Below are 14,717 nucleotides of genomic sequence, written 5' to 3'. Positions count from 1 at the left end.
TGAATCACCTTTTTATATGGACATATGGGTTTTTAATTCGTTGTTTTATATTTTGTTTCAATTTATGATATACAAAGAGTGGCGAGTACTAAACAATAAAGCAATCTTTGAATAAAAAAAAATCCCAAACTCCATAAGTATTGGAATTTGGGATTTAAAATTTTGGAATTCGAAATTACTTGTTGTTTTCGATAATATAATTTAAAACTTTGGTCATCAAATGCACTCGGTCTTTACCACCAACATTATGTTTGTGCATTGGATAAGGGAAATAATCTACTTGTTTTCCTGCTTCTACAAATTTCTTTACCAATGATAAATTGTGCTGTTCTACAACTACGTCATCATTGGTTCCGTGAATTAATAGTAGTTTTCCTTTCAAATTTTTCACATAGGAGAGCAAACTTGCTTCTTCAAAACCTTTAGCATTTTCTGTTGGCGTGTCCATGTAGCGTTCGCCATACATCACTTCATACCATTTCCAATCCACAACTGGTCCACCAGCAACACCAACTTTAAAAGCGTCTGGTTTTCTCAACATCAACGAATTAGTCATAAATCCGCCATAACTCCAACCGTGAATTGCTAAACGATTACCATCAACATAAGGTAATGATTTTAAGTAGTCTACACCTTTAATTTGATCTTCAATTTCATTGGTTCCGCATTTGCCGTGAATCACACTTTCAAAAGCAAATCCACGATTATCAGAACCGCGGTTGTCTACTGTAAATACTAAATAACCTTGTTCTGCCATCCAATACATCCAAAGATTGGCGCCATCTAAATAAGAATTGGTAATCATTTGAGCGTGTGGTCCACCATAAACATAAACCATTACTGGATATTTTTTTGTAGCATCAAAGTTGCTTGGTTTGATTAATCTTGTATATAAATCGGTTGTTCCATCGGCTGCTTTGATTGTTTTGATTTCGGCTGTACCCATTTCGTAGCCGTCATATTTGTTTTTACTTTCTAATAAAGTAGTTGCTTTCAAACTTTTATTATACAACAGCGATTTTGATGGAGTGGAATGATTCGAATACTCATCAAAAAACCAATTATAATCTGAAGAAATAGCTACATTATGTACACCTTCGTCTTTAGTAATTAAGGTTTGTTTTCCTTTCAAATCTACTTTATATACTAACATATTTGTAGGATTTGGACCTGTAGCTTTAAAATAAATCTCTGTTCCGGCAGGATTTGCTCCAATAATATCTCTTGTTACGAATTGATTATTAGTTAATTTTTTAATCAATTTCCCATCAATAGAGTAGTAGTAAAGGTTTTGAAAGCCGTCTTTTTCGCTGTGCCAAACAAAATTATTTGATTTTTCATTTGGAAAAAACGCATCGTGTTCTGGTTCAACCCATTTATCGCTTGTTTCGTTCAAAAGAGTTTTGATAAAAGCGCCTGAATTAGCATCGTATAAATTCAAACACATATCATTTTGACCACGATTTAATTCAGCAATTAAGATGAACTTTTCGTCGGGTGTCCAAGATAGGTTGGTTAAATAATCGTCAGCGTTATTTCGCGGTTTGATGAAAACGGTTTTTCCTGAAGACAAATTGTATATTCCAACTTTAGGTTTTTCTGATTTTTGACCAATCATTGGATATTTTATTGATACCAATTTTCCTGGAGTTTCGTTAATGTCTAAAAGAGGATAATCAGCTACTTCAGTTTCATCTTTTTGGTAGAAAGCTAAAAAAGTAGCTTTTGGTGACCAAAAAATTCCACCTGAAATTCCGAATTCGTTTCTAGAAATTGATTGTCCTGAAACTATATTTTTATCAGCATTATTAGTTACCGTAACTTTTTCTTTGTTTTTATTTATAAAAAATAAATTGTTAGCTTCAGTAAATGCTAAAAGTTGATTTGATTTATCAAAAGTTAAATTTTCTGCAGCTTCGGGAGTTTTTAATAATTCTTTTCCGGTTTTAGAAGTCAAAGAATAAGTAAAATAGTTTCCATTTTCTAAAACTAAAATGGTTGAAGCATCCATCCATTGAACTCCGAAGAAGTTTTTTAATTTAGTTCCTAAGGCAGAATTTATATCAGATAAAGTTACTAATTCGGAAGTTTTGGCATCTGTAGTGGTTGCAGTTACCATTTTGGTCCAAGCATCGGTGTAGTAAACATATTTGTTGCTGTTTGGAATCCACTGAAAACCGGTTAGTTTATCGGCACCAAATTTTCGACCTTGTTGTAAAACGCCGTCTTCAAGAGTTATTTTTTTTAATTGCGCTTGAGATGTTGTTGCAATAAATAAACTAATGAAAAGAATAATTTTTTTGTTCATAATGTAATTTTGTTTGTTGGTATAAAGATATAAAAAAAGGATAATGATAGGTTAGACCGATTTCATTATCCCTTATTATGTTTTTTTAATTAAGCTTTTTTACAGCAACCATCTAATTTTTCATAAGATATTACATCAGCTTTTATTTCATCAGCGTCATATCCTAATTTTGAAATGGCTGTTTTTATCTTTTGTAAATTGGTTTTCTTACCATTGTAATAGACAGTGATAGTCATTTTTTTAGTATTTAACTCATACATTTTTACGCCATTAATTTTGAGCATATTATCTCTGAAATTTAAGCCACAAGTCTCACATTGTTCACAATGATCACAATTGATAGTTGTTTTAATTACTGCTTTTTCATTCTTTTTTCCTTCTTGTGCGAATGTTGCGAATGTTATAAATAAGGCAAATAATAATAAGATTTTTTTGTTCATAATGTAATTTTGTTTGTTGGTATAAAGATATAAAAAAAGGATAATGAAGCGTTAGACCGTATTCATTATCCTTTGATATAAGTTTTATAATATGTAAAACTCAGTATAAAATCCGAAACTCGAAACTAAATTTAATCTTCTTCAATTTCAAATTCGGCATCTTTTTCCCAAATTTCCATTTCGCACGGTTTGCAGTTGAATTTAAGTTTGTATTCTAGCTCACCTTGTTTCAATACTAAAGGTTCTTTAAGTTTACCTTCCATAGTATCTTTATGGTATTTTGGACATTTTTCTAATTCATATTTGATGCAATATTTAGTAGTCATCACTCGAGATTTTCCTGGATCCCATTGCAATTCAAAAGCTTTTTCAATTTCAGTTACACCGTGTCTTTCATAGAAAGTTCGCGCTGATTTATTGGCAACATTGTACATAAAATCAAGTGAAGTTTCAGGATATGGATGCGATGTTTTTACCAACTGATGCTCTTCACGATGGTAGGTTGCTAAACGAATTTCAGACAATTGCTCGTAAACTGTTCTTCGCATTTCATTGATTTTAGAAATAGGAAGAAACCAATTTTGAGAGAATTTAATGGTAATTTCATCTGCGTTATAAGGAGTAAATCCAGTTTTAGCCAAATTTATTTTGAAATTTTCTTCAATAGATTCGTTGTTTTTGGTTTGCTCTTTCGGATGAACTAACGATACAACGCTAACATTTCCGTCTTCGTCTGTAGCTTTTAATTCAAAACCATTTTCATTTTCTGTTAGCAGTAACGACGTACTGATTTTTCTAACAGCACTGTCTTCGCGTTCAACAATTTTGATAAAAGCGGCATCGTTGTTTCTATAAATAAAAGTTCCATCCTTTATTTCTTTTAAAACATTTGGAAAAACATAACCATTTTCGGCTCTGTTGACATAGATTCCATCGGCTTCATTATTTTCGTTGATAAAACAAAGTCCGTCACCATTATTTAATAGTTCGCCGTTTTCAATTTCATAAGAATTGCCAACTGTTCTAATAAGTTTACCTATATATTGACCTTTAGATTTTGGACTTTCCCACGAACCAATGGCTTGGTGTCTTTCGTTTACAAAATAATCAGTATAACCTCGATTAAACGACTTATCTAGTGAAGATTCAAAAGTATAAGTTGATTTTCCGGATGAAGCTTTGATGTATCTATCGCTATTTTGTTCTAAAAAAGCATCTAATTTCTGACGTAAATAGGAAACGTTATTTTTGACATAAACGATATCTTTCAAACGACCTTCAATTTTAAACGAACAAATTCCGGCTTCAATTAAATTTGGAATTTGATCGGAAACATCAAAATCTTTGATAGAAAGTAGGTGACTGTTTTTGATTAATGTATCGCCATTTCCATCAATTAAATTATAAGGTAATCGACAATTTTGTGCACACGAACCTCGGTTAGCAGAACGTTCGCCATTGGCAACGCTCATATAACAATTTCCGCTAAATGATACACACAAAGCTCCGGTTACAAAGAATTCTAATTCAACATCGCTAGCTTCGCTGATTTCTTTTATTTGATGCAAATTCAATTCACGCGCTAAAACTACACGCTTCATTCCGGCATCTTTTAGGAATTTTATTTTATCGGCATCACGATTATTGGCCTGCGTACTTGCGTGCAAAACTATTGGTGGCAAGTCCATTTCCATTATCGCCATATCTTGAATAATCAAGGCATCAACACCGATGTCATATAATTTCCAAATTAATTGACGACAAGTTTCCAATTCATCATCATACAATATGGTATTGATAACTACAAAAACTTGTGCATTAAAAAGGTGTGCATATTTTACTAACTCCGCAACATCTTCAATAGAGTTGTGTGCGTTTGAACGTGCTCCAAATTGTGGTGCGCCAATATAAACAGCATCGGCACCGGCATTGATTGCAGCCATTCCGTGAATTAAATCTTTTGCAGGAGCAAGAATTTCTATTTTCTTCTTCATATAATAAGTCCTTAAATAAAAGTGTGCAAAGGTCTTACATTTATTGGAGAAATCTAAATTAAATTGATTTTTTAATCATTTTATGATTTGCAATTATGCTTTACAAATATCATTTACAATTTTCAAATGGTGGTTGGTATGCAAATTTAAAAACCACTCCGTTGATTTTTTATTCAAATTTCCAAAATAAGGATGCGGAAAATAACAATTTTTATCAAACGAATCCCATTCTTGAAGTGCTAATTTTACCTTTTGTAAACTTAATAATAACGATTCTTCCGATATAATATCATCGGGCAACACTACTTTTGGAGCTTTGGCTTTGCCTCTTGGAATAAAACCCAAAATCGAAATAAATAGTTTACTTTTATTAAACTTACGTTGGTATTCTTGTGGATTTGAATTTTTAACCATCTTTGTAATTTGATAAATCGTTTTCAAACTGTGCTCAATTTGCCAACCGACAGTTGATTTTGAAACCGTAGGATTTGTTTTTTCGTGAAAAGGAATTTTAGCTTCGAGTTGCGAAATGAGGTTTTGTAGTTTTTGCATACTTTAAAATTTTAAAAAATCCCAAAAACCTTTTGGAATTTGGGATTCAGGAATTAGAAATTGGTTTCTACACCGTTTCTTCTTGTTCTTTATCTAAATATTCTTGAACAATATTAATTGCATTGGTAACTACATCACTTAAAGCAGTTATAAAAGTGCCATCTTCTGCGGTGTTCATTGCGTGTTTTATTGCTTCAACCTCTTTAGAAATAATTTCGTGAGTTATAGTTCTTCCTGAAGCAGCAATACCTTCCATAATTAATCCTATGATTTCTTCTTCGGTTCTTCCGCGTAAGTATTTTTCTTGACGAATGATGATGTGATCAAACATTCGAGCAGCGATTTTAGCACATTCTTTAATATCTTCATCACGTCTATCACCAACACCGGCAATGATTCCTATTTTTTTGGTAGCTTCAACACTACTTAAATATTCTTCAACACCTTTATATCCTGCTGGATTGTGAGCAAAGTCAATTAATACTTTGAACTTTTTGAATTCGAAAATATTCATTCTTCCTGGTGTTTGTGCTGCACTTGGAATGAAGGTTTGCAGTGACAAACTAATATCTTCGGTTTTAAATCCTTGCAAATAAGCTGCTAAAGTGGCTGCTAAAACATTTGCAATCATAAATTTAGCTTTTCCACCCAAAGTTAAAGGCACGTGAGTGGCTCTTTCGACACGAATTTTCCATTCGCCTTTTTTGATAGTGATGAATCCGTTTTCATAAACGGCTACAATTTTACCTTCTTTAGCAAATTGAACTACTTTTGGATTGTTTTCGTCCATAGCGAAATAAGCTATATTGCAACTTAATTCATTAGCAATTTTTAAACATTGGGCGTCTTCAGCATTTAAAATGGCCCAACCATCTTTCTTGATGCTGCGAACAACAGTTGCTTTTACGCGGGCTAAATCGTCAAGCGTATGAATATCTGATAATCCTAAATGGTCTTCTTGAATATTGGTTATAATTCCGATATCGCATCGGCTGAAACCTAATCCTGCACGAAGAATTCCGCCACGAGCAGTTTCTAGAACAGCAAATTCAACCGTTGGATCTTTCAAAATGTATTCGGCAGAAATTGGACCAGTAGTATCGCCTTTTTCCATCAAATGATTTTGAACATAAATACCATCAGAAGTTGTAAATCCTACTCGAAAACCATTATTTTTAACGATATGAGCTATTAAGCGAGTAGTAGTAGTTTTTCCATTAGTTCCTGTTACGGCAATAATCGGAATACGACTTGGCTTTCCTGGAGGATAAAGCATATCAATTACTGGAGCAGCAACGTTTCTTGGTAATCCTTCACTTGGAGCTAAGTGCATTCTGAAACCTGGAGCAGCGTTAACTTCTAGAATACAACCGCCATTTTCTTTTAAGGGTTGTGTTAAGTTTTCGGCCATAATATCTACGCCACAAACATCTAATCCGATGACACGAGAAATTCGTTCGCAAAGGAAAATGTTTTCTGGATGCATCATATCAGTAACGTCAATTGATGTTCCACCTGTACTTAAATTAGCCGTTGATTTCAAATAAACTACTTCATCTTTTCTTGGAACGGTTTCAAGTGTGTAACCATATTTTATCAATAAATCTTCAGTATCTCGATCAACATCGATTTGTGTAAGCACGTTTTCGTGACCGTAACCACGTTTTGGATCAAGGTTGGTTTCATCTATAAGTTGCTGAATGGTTTGTGTGCCATCACCTTTAACGTGAGCAGGTTCTCTTTTGGCTGCTGCAACTAGTTTGTTATCAATGATTAAAACCCTAAAGTCATAACCTGTGATGAATTTTTCTACGATTACTCGATGACTGTATTTTTTAGCATAAGCCAATCCTTCTACAGCATCTTCTCTGTTTTTTACATTGATTGAAGCACCTTTTCCGTGGTTTCCGTCTAAAGGTTTTAGCACAATTGGAAATCCAATTTTGCGGATAACTTCGTCAAGATCTTCTTCGTCAACACAAATGCCACCACTAGCAACCGGAATTGATGCTGCATCTAACATTTTTTTGGTTTGTTCTTTATTGCAAGCAATATCAACTGCGATGCTACTCGTTTTACAAGTAATTGTTGCTTGAAAACGCATTTGATTTACACCATATCCTAATTGTACTAAAGAATTTGTTCCAAGACGAATCCAAGGAATATCTCGTGCTACTGCTTCTTCAACAATACTTCCTGTTGATGGTCCGAGACGCACTCGTTCACGAATTTCACGCATTTTTTGGATGTCAATTTCAGGATCATAATTTGTACCTGCAATTAATGCTTCGGCAATTCTTACCGATGCTTCGGCTGCGTATAAACCTACATTTTCTTCGGTATAACTGAAAACTACATTGTAAACTCCAGGAGTTTTAGTTTCACGTGTTCTACCAAACCCAGTTTCCATTCCGGCAAGTGTTTGTATTTCTAGTGCTATGTGTTCGATAACGTGTCCCATCCAAGTTCCTCTATCAACGCGAGAGAAGAAACCGCCACGACAACCTTCAGAACAGCGATGTTCAATCATTGTGGGAAACATTGCTTCAATTCGTTCGCGAAAACCTTCAATTTTATTGGTTGGACGTTCTTCCATATCTTCTAAATCCAAACGCATTTGGATTAGTTTTTTTCGTTGTACACTCCAAATGTTTGGTCCACGTAACGCTTGAATTTTATCAATCTTCATAATCTATTGTTGTTTTGTTTTGTAATGATTGTAATGTATTTGTTAAAAATAGAAAATATTTATTATTATGAAACATTTTTTATGAGAAAAAGTTTATTTTTTCATTGATTTGTTGGGGTTGTATTGATTTTTAAGGATTTGCTTTGTCTTTTGAAAGGAGAAATAACGAAATTTCTTTTAAAAATGTAACAAAAGTGCTCGACAAACACTATTTAGCCCCGATTGTAATGAAAATCCTCGAAGAGATTGTAATGAAAAGCGGGAATATGGTTAATAAGTGGTCGATAAGTTTCGCTTCAAAAAGACATAAAACATTTGTGAAATATTATGAAATAGTTATTTTTACGAAATGAAAATACAAGGAAAACTAATAATAATAGGTGGCGCTGTTGATAAAGGCAGTTTTACCGAGACGAATTTGGATAAAGATGCTCCAAAAAATTTGAATTTCTTTGAAGAGGGAATTTTGAAAAGAATCATTAAAGAATCTGTAAATAAAGAATTATCTAGGATTGAAGTAATTACTACAGCTTCTAAAATACCAAGAGAAATCGGACCAGAATATGTGAAAGCATTTAGTTATTTGGGTGCAAATAATGTAGATGTACTTTATATCGAACGCAGAGAACAAGCCAGTGAACCTGAGGTTTTAGAACGATTAAGAGCGGCTGACGTGGTAATGTTTACTGGTGGCGATCAGTTGCGATTGACTTCTATTTTAGGAGGAACTCCATTTGACGAAATCTTAATTGATAAGTATAGAAATACCGATTTTATTTATGCAGGAACTAGTGCTGGAGCAGCAGCTGCAAGTAATAGTATGATTTATCAAGGAAGTAGTCAAGAAGCGTTGTTGAAGGGTGAAGTTAAGATTACATCTGGATTAGGATTGATTGATGATGTTGTAATTGATACCCATTTTGTGCAACGCGGAAGAATTGGAAGATTGTTTCAGGCAGTTGTTGGAAATCCGAAAGTGTTAGGTATTGGTCTTGGTGAAGATACTGGTTTGTTGATTTTAAATGGTCGACAAATGGAAGCTATTGGATCAGGATTAGTAATTTTAGTAGATGGAAGAGAAGTAAAAGACACTAATTTAACGCAAGTAGATTTAGGGAAACCAATATCAATTAATCACTTGGTGACGCACGTGATGAGCAAACACGATACGTTTGATTTGGATACTTTTAAAATGACAATTAGTAGTTCACAATACGTTTAATGAGGTAATAGGTAGTAGGTAATAGTTGTTAGGATTTTAACAATACTACCTACAACCTACAACCTACAACCTTTTCAAATGAAAATAATAATTCACGGTGGTTTCTTTTCGGAATCTTCAACAAGTTTAGAGACCAAAGTTGCTAAACAAAATGCTTTGCTTCGAATTGTAAAAGATGCTTATGATTACTTGAAAACGCATTCGGCAGTCGAAACAGTTGTTTATGCGGTTTCTTTGTTAGAAGATGATGCCTTGTTTAATGCCGGAATTGGTTCGCAGATTCAAAGTGATGGAAAGATTAGAATGAGTGCATCATTAATGGATGGGAGTTCTCAAAAATTCAGTGGTGTTATCAATATTGAAGAAGTGAAAAACCCTATTCAAGTGGCTTTAGAATTGATGAAAGTGGATGATAGAGTTTTGGGTGGAAATGGAGCAACCAATTTTGCTAGACAACACGGATTTGGACAATTTTCTACTGAAATTCCGCAGCGAAGAGCCGAATATGAAGCAAAATTAGCTGCAACCGGAACAGGAACTGTGGGCTGTGTAGCTTTGGATGCTGATGGTAAACTTGCTGCAGCAACGTCAACTGGTGGAAAAGGTTTCGAAATTCCAGGGCGAATATCTGATAGCGCAACGGTTGCCGGAAATTATGTTAATGAATTTTGCGGTGTAAGTTTGACTGGAGTAGGTGAAGATATTGTGAGTAATGCCACTGCTTCCAAAATTGTCACACGTGTTACAGATGGATTTTCGTTAGATAAGGCCTTCGAGAAAACTTTTTCAGAATTGAAACCTTACGATGGATTTGCTGGTGCCATTTCTATTGATAAAGACGGTAATATGTTTCATCAGGATTCACACCCAAGTATGGTTTTTGCCAGTTTTGATGGTGTGAACGAGGAAGTTTTCGGATAGAAATTAATCTCCACCACCACAACCGCCACAACCACTTGCGCAACCGCTATCGCCAGAACAGCCATTGTCGCTTGAATCTGTAGCACAACCTAAAGTGCAACCCGAACCATCGTTTCTATTGTTTTTACCATTTTTAGAGTAGTTAAACAAGAAAAATAATACTACTATAATTAGGAATACAATTATAAAGAAATCATCTTGGTTAGAGGCTTGTATAAGCGGTAAGGAAATTAGCGATATTGCTGCAGTTAAAGCAATTCTTTTTTGTTGAATAGAAGGTTTTCTTAAAATCCAATTTTGGTTGATATTTATCCTTTTAAAATCAATATCTGTGAATCTTACTTCGTTATTTGGCCAAATTTCTATTGGTGGCTCTGTTTTGAAAATTGTTTTGTAGTCTTCTTTAGTTTTTGAGTAATAGGAATCAAATTTTATAGCTTCAGTAGCACCACCTTTTGTAGGATTGTGATGAATTTCTTTTCCTAACGTGTTTTTGCATAAGTCAATCCAATAGGATTTAGTGTAGGTTAAATGAAGGTGCCAAACTTGGTCTACTTGATCGGAAGGAGTTACTCCTGTTGAAGTAATACAGCATAAGAATAGGAACTTTTTATACTCTTCTATTACTTTCATAGAATATTCAACAGACCAATTGTTTTCTCTTGCTAAACGATCTGAAAATTTGAAATCGTTTTCTTCATCATTGAACTTAAACTGAGAAATTTTTTCCCATAATAGTTTTTCGTTTTCTGTCATATAGTTTAATTATTACAAAGTTTATAACAATGAAGTTAACTAATAATTAAGCTAAGATGATTTTATTATTAATAAACAAAAAATCCCAATCTTTTGATTGGGATTTTCTATAGGTAAGTAAGTTAAACGGGTTGTACAAACGTTTTTTATTTCACTTTTTTCACAACAGCTTTGAAAGCTTCTGGGTGATTCATTGCTAAATCTGCTAATACTTTACGGTTCAATTCGATACCATTTTTCTTAACTAATCCCATGAATTGAGAGTAAGACATTCCTTCTAAACGAGCTCCAGCGTTGATACGTTGAATCCATAATGAACGGAAGTTTCTCTTGTTTTGTTTTCTATCGCGATAAGCATAAACCATCGCTTTTTCAACTGCGTTTTTAGCAACAGTCCAAACGTTTTTACGACGACCAAAGAAACCTTTGGCTTGCTTCATTATCTTTTTTCTTCTTGCTCTTTTAGCAACTGAATTTACTGATCTTGGCATAATTTTCTTGTGTTTTTGTAGCAGGCGTCCTGAATTTAATCAAAGGAACTTTATAGCCATACTCCAAGGTTATTAAAATTGTTTTAACCTAAAGAATTATTTTTTTAAGATTTAAGTCTTAATACTTAATACTAAAATCTTAATACTAATTATATAATTCTTAATTGTTGTTTGATGCTTTTTTCATCTACTTTAGCAACTAATGCAGAGTGAGTTAAAGCTAATTTACGCTTCTTAGACTTTTTAGTCAAGATGTGGCTTTTGAAAGCGTGTTTTCTTTTAATCTTTCCAGAACCAGTAACTTTAAAACGTTTCTTAGCACTAGATTTTGTTTTCATTTTAGGCATAATTTCCCTAATTTATTTATATTTAACTTACTTACTTAAAACTAAACTTGTTTCAGTTTCTCAACCTAATTCAAGTATTATTACTGAAGTTTATTCAGTACTTATTTTTAATTTCCAATCTGCTTATAGAGACTGAACACTGCTTACTTTTTCTTTTTCGGAGCAATATACATAATCATTCGCTTTCCTTCAAGAACCGGAAGAGCTTCCACTTTTCCGTGGTCTTCTAGATCTTGAGCTAAACGTAATAATAAGATTTGGCCTTGCTCTTTATAAATAATTGAACGACCTTTAAAGAACACAAAAGCTTTTAATTTCGATCCTTCCTTAAGGAATTTTTCGGCATTTTTTCTTTTGAATTCATAATCGTGTTCATCTGTTTGTGGTCCGAAGCGAATTTCTTTGACTACAATTTGAGTTGATTTAGCTTTTAGTTCTTTGTCACGCTTTTTCTGCATGTATACGAACTTTTTATAGTCCATAATTTTACATACAGGAGGTTCTGCATTGGGAGAAATTTCTACTAAATCCAGTTCTAATTCATCTGCAAGACGCATAGCATCTGCTGTTTTAAAAATACCTGGTTCGATATTTTCGCCAACAAGACGCACTTCCGGTACACGAATAAAATTATTTATTCTGTGTTCATCTTTTTTTTCTACTCGAGGTTGATAACCTCTGTTGTTTCTAATTGCTATGGCTTTATTATTTTAGCCTGTCTTCTGACAGGTAGATTAAACTTCAAATGTTTTTAATGTTTTGGCAATCTCTTCGTTTACAATTTTCGCAAATTCTTCAATTGTTACAGTGATGTTACCTTTACCTTCTTGACCATGTTTACGCACGGAGATAGTTCCATTTTTCTCTTCTTCTTCTCCAACGATTAACATATACGGCATTTTTTGGACTTCAGCTTCTCTAATTTTCTTGCCTATGGTCTCGTTGCGATTGTCAATTAGGGCGCGAATTTCGTGATTTTCTAGCAATTCTAAAACTTTTTTAGCATAATTTTCATATTTCTCGCTTAAAGAGAGGATGATAGCTTGTTCAGGCATCAACCAAAGTGGGAAATTTCCTGCAGTATGCTCAAGTAATATTGCGATAAAACGTTCCATTGATCCAAAAGGTGCGCGGTGAATCATAACTGGTCGATGTAATTTGTCATCTGCGCCTTTATAAGTCAATTCAAAACGCTCAGGTAGGTTGTAATCAACTTGAATCGTGCCAAGTTGCCAACTTCTTCCTAAAGCATCTTTAACCATAAAATCTAATTTTGGTCCATAAAATGCAGCTTCACCACTTTCAATTACATAATTTAATCCTTTATCTTTTGCAGCGCTGATAATTGCATTTTCTGCTTTTTCCCAGTTTTCAACACTACCAATATATTTTTCGGGATTATTTAAATCACGAACAGAAACCTGTGCAGTAAAGTTTTCAAATCCTAAAGAACCGAATACATATAATACAAGGTCAATTACTTTTTTAAACTCACTGTCTAATTGGTCTGGGGTACAAAATATATGTGCATCATCTTGAGTAAAACCTCTTACGCGTGTTAGTCCGTGCAATTCGCCACTTTGCTCATATCGATATACAGTTCCAAATTCAGCATAGCGTTTTGGTAAATCTTTATATGACCATGGTTTTGTGTTATAAATCTCACAGTGATGTGGACAGTTCATTGGTTTCAATAAAAACTCTTCGCCTTCAGCAGGAGTTGTTATTGGTTGAAAACTATCAGCACCATATTTAGCATAATGTCCTGAAGTAACATAAAGTTCTTTTTGTCCAATATGTGGAGTAACCACCTGTTCGTAACCTGCTTTTTTCTGTGCTTTCTTTAAGAATTGCTCTAATCTATCTCTCAAAGCGGCTCCTTTCGGAAGCCACAAAGGTAAACCTTGACCTACTTTTTGTGAAAAAGCAAATAATTCTAATTCCTTCCCCAGTTTTCTGTGGTCTCGCCTTTTAGCTTCTTCTAAAAGTTCTAAATACTCAGTTAAATCTTTTTGCTTCGGAAATGAAATTCCATAGACACGAGTTAACTGTTTATTTTTTTCATCACCACGCCAATAGGCACCGGCAACACTCATAATTTTCATGGCTTTAATAATTCCTGTATTTGGAATATGTCCACCACGACACAAGTCAAAAAAGTTGGCATGATCACAAAAAGTAATTGTTCCGTCTTCTAAGTTTGAAATCAATTCCGTTTTATATTCATTATCTTTATAGGTTGCTAATGCTTCCGCTTTTGAAACGGCACGCATTTTAAATTCATGCTTCTCTTTAGATATTTCTAATATGCGGTCCTCAATAGATTTAAAGTCAGCGTCAGTTATTTTGTTGCTACCAAAATCAACATCATAATAAAATCCATTATCAATAGCTGGTCCAAGAGTCAATTTAATACCGTTATATTTTTCCTCCAAAACTTGAGCCATAACATGAGAGGTTGAATGCCAGAAAGCTTTTTTACCTTCTTTGTCATTCCATGTATATAATATGAGTGAACCATCGGTCGTTAATTCCGTTGAAGTTTCTACAGTTGAACCATTAAAAGCTGCTGAAATCACATTTCGCGCTAATCCTTCACTGATGCTTTTTGCAACATCCATTGGAGTTGTACCTTTTGCAAACTCCTTAACTGAACCGTCAGGTAGTGTAATCTTTATCATTCCTTAAATTTTATGAATGGCAAATATAATAGAATAACAAAACACATACAATATATAAAGGTATATTAGTAGGTATTTTTTTTAGAAGCGAATGGTGTGGCTGTTTTTATGTAATCCTTTCACCTGCTAAAACAATTAGATTTGATTAGTTTATAAATCTTTTTAGTTATATTAGTACTGGTATAGTGTATGGATATTGTATGGATAGTGTATGGATACTCCATAGATACTTCATAGATGATGTATGGTTGTGGTACCTTTGTATTGTATAAAAGAGTTAGAATATAAAAAGAGAGTAGATTAATAAACAACTCTT

General features: G+C 33.7%; 12 protein-coding genes. 2 read left to right on the top strand and 10 right to left on the bottom strand.

Annotated features, from left to right (window positions below; translation table 11 throughout):
* Positions 1 to 175: 175 nt before the first annotated feature.
* From Q0050_RS01320 to cphA, 5 genes are all read right to left on the bottom strand, one after another.
* Positions 176 to 2,308, bottom strand: a complete 2,133-nt coding sequence (locus Q0050_RS01320) for a DPP IV N-terminal domain-containing protein (RefSeq protein WP_298391889.1) — start codon at positions 2,306 to 2,308, stop codon at positions 176 to 178.
* An 89-nt stretch (positions 2,309 to 2,397) separates the two neighbouring features.
* Positions 2,398 to 2,748, bottom strand: a complete 351-nt coding sequence (locus Q0050_RS01315; RefSeq protein ID WP_298391887.1) for a cation transporter — start codon at positions 2,746 to 2,748, stop codon at positions 2,398 to 2,400.
* Positions 2,749 to 2,879: 131 nt separating this feature from the next.
* Positions 2,880 to 4,742: a U32 family peptidase gene (locus tag Q0050_RS01310; RefSeq protein WP_298391885.1), complete on the bottom strand. Its 1,863-nt coding sequence runs from the start codon at positions 4,740 to 4,742 to the stop codon at positions 2,880 to 2,882.
* 93 nt (positions 4,743 to 4,835) lie between these two features.
* The gene (locus tag Q0050_RS01305) at positions 4,836 to 5,294 is read right to left on the bottom strand and encodes a DUF1569 domain-containing protein (protein ID WP_298391884.1); all 459 of its coding nucleotides are present in this window, start codon (positions 5,292 to 5,294) and stop codon (positions 4,836 to 4,838) included.
* A 67-nt stretch (positions 5,295 to 5,361) separates the two neighbouring features.
* Positions 5,362 to 7,983, bottom strand: a complete 2,622-nt coding sequence (gene cphA, locus Q0050_RS01300; protein ID WP_298391882.1) for a cyanophycin synthetase — start codon at positions 7,981 to 7,983, stop codon at positions 5,362 to 5,364.
* A gap of 349 nt (positions 7,984 to 8,332) precedes the next feature.
* Between cphA and Q0050_RS01295 the strand changes: the two genes are divergently transcribed.
* Positions 8,333 to 9,205: a cyanophycinase gene (locus tag Q0050_RS01295; protein WP_298391880.1), complete on the top strand. Its 873-nt coding sequence runs from the start codon at positions 8,333 to 8,335 to the stop codon at positions 9,203 to 9,205.
* A gap of 78 nt (positions 9,206 to 9,283) precedes the next feature.
* On the top strand, positions 9,284 to 10,126 hold the full coding sequence (locus tag Q0050_RS01290) for an isoaspartyl peptidase/L-asparaginase (protein WP_298391878.1): 843 nt from the start codon (positions 9,284 to 9,286) through the stop codon (positions 10,124 to 10,126).
* A 3-nt stretch (positions 10,127 to 10,129) separates the two neighbouring features.
* Here Q0050_RS01290 and Q0050_RS01285 read toward each other — a convergent pair whose 3' ends face one another.
* The 5 genes from Q0050_RS01285 to thrS form a co-directional block, all read right to left on the bottom strand.
* Positions 10,130 to 10,882: a hypothetical protein gene (locus Q0050_RS01285; protein WP_298391876.1), complete on the bottom strand. Its 753-nt coding sequence runs from the start codon at positions 10,880 to 10,882 to the stop codon at positions 10,130 to 10,132.
* Positions 10,883 to 11,028: 146 nt separating this feature from the next.
* Positions 11,029 to 11,373 (bottom strand): 50S ribosomal protein L20, encoded by a 345-nt coding sequence (gene rplT, locus Q0050_RS01280; protein ID WP_298120274.1) that lies wholly within the window; start codon positions 11,371 to 11,373, stop codon positions 11,029 to 11,031.
* Positions 11,374 to 11,522: 149 nt separating this feature from the next.
* Positions 11,523 to 11,720, bottom strand: a complete 198-nt coding sequence (gene rpmI / locus Q0050_RS01275; protein ID WP_298120276.1) for a 50S ribosomal protein L35 — start codon at positions 11,718 to 11,720, stop codon at positions 11,523 to 11,525.
* Between the two features lie 143 nt (positions 11,721 to 11,863).
* Entirely contained in the window at positions 11,864 to 12,412 is a 549-nt protein-coding gene (gene infC, locus Q0050_RS01270) for a translation initiation factor IF-3 (RefSeq protein WP_298392075.1), read from the bottom strand.
* Between the two features lie 42 nt (positions 12,413 to 12,454).
* Complete coding sequence (gene thrS, locus Q0050_RS01265) at positions 12,455 to 14,401, bottom strand: threonine--tRNA ligase (protein ID WP_298391874.1); 1,947 nt, start codon at positions 14,399 to 14,401, stop codon at positions 12,455 to 12,457.
* Positions 14,402 to 14,717 lie beyond the last annotated feature (316 nt).

Origin of the sequence: Flavobacterium sp. (assembly GCF_027483985.1) — a bacterium.
Classification (GTDB): Bacteria; Bacteroidota; Bacteroidia; order Flavobacteriales; family Flavobacteriaceae; genus Flavobacterium.
Note: the sequence above shows the minus strand (reverse complement) of the source record. Positions and strands in the feature narration are given on the sequence as shown.

Bases quoted from the DNA above. Each gene is read 5' to 3' on its own strand.
- Q0050_RS01295 (WP_298391880.1), top strand. From the start codon at position 8,333: ATGAAAATACAAGGAAAACTAATAATAATAGGTGGCGCTGTTGATAAA.
- Q0050_RS01290 (WP_298391878.1), top strand. From the start codon at position 9,284: ATGAAAATAATAATTCACGGTGGTTTCTTTTCGGAATCTTCAACAAGT.
- thrS (WP_298391874.1), bottom strand. From the start codon at position 14,401: ATGATAAAGATTACACTACCTGACGGTTCAGTTAAGGAGTTTGCAAAA.
- Q0050_RS01310 (WP_298391885.1), bottom strand. From the start codon at position 4,742: ATGAAGAAGAAAATAGAAATTCTTGCTCCTGCAAAAGATTTAATTCAC.
- Q0050_RS01320 (WP_298391889.1), bottom strand. From the start codon at position 2,308: ATGAACAAAAAAATTATTCTTTTCATTAGTTTATTTATTGCAACAACA.
- Q0050_RS01315 (WP_298391887.1), bottom strand. From the start codon at position 2,748: ATGAACAAAAAAATCTTATTATTATTTGCCTTATTTATAACATTCGCA.
- Q0050_RS01285 (WP_298391876.1), bottom strand. From the start codon at position 10,882: ATGACAGAAAACGAAAAACTATTATGGGAAAAAATTTCTCAGTTTAAG.
- rpmI (WP_298120276.1), bottom strand. From the start codon at position 11,720: ATGCCTAAAATGAAAACAAAATCTAGTGCTAAGAAACGTTTTAAAGTT.
- Q0050_RS01305 (WP_298391884.1), bottom strand. From the start codon at position 5,294: ATGCAAAAACTACAAAACCTCATTTCGCAACTCGAAGCTAAAATTCCT.
- rplT (WP_298120274.1), bottom strand. From the start codon at position 11,373: ATGCCAAGATCAGTAAATTCAGTTGCTAAAAGAGCAAGAAGAAAAAAG.
- cphA (WP_298391882.1), bottom strand. From the start codon at position 7,983: ATGAAGATTGATAAAATTCAAGCGTTACGTGGACCAAACATTTGGAGT.